Annotated in this window: 1 pseudogene; it reads left to right on the top strand. The window is 51.3% G+C overall.

The window, feature by feature from the left end:
* Positions 1–124, top strand: a pseudogene (locus SB764_RS44630) (IS5/IS1182 family transposase); the annotation flags it as partial.
* Positions 125–236 lie beyond the last annotated feature (112 nt).

Genomic DNA, 236 nt, shown 5'->3' with positions numbered 1-236 from the left:
CGAGCGATTCTTCAACAAGCTCAAGCAGTTCAGAGGGATTGCCACTCGATAAGACAAGGACCCCCAAAACTTCCTAGCAGCCGTAAAACTACTCGCCACCCGCATCTGGATCAGGTCGTTATGAGTCTACGCCCTAGCTTCCGGAGCGTTTAAAATAGCTTCGGAAGCAATGATCTTGATATCTCTCTGACGGCAAGGCAAAGCCACGTTCACAAAAGGGAGACGCCTTTGCCGGC

It is taken from the genome of Paraburkholderia sp. SIMBA_027, assembly GCF_046535315.1.
GTDB lineage: Bacteria > Pseudomonadota > Gammaproteobacteria > Burkholderiales > Burkholderiaceae > Paraburkholderia > Paraburkholderia tropica.
Note: the sequence above shows the minus strand (reverse complement) of the source record. Positions and strands in the feature narration are given on the sequence as shown.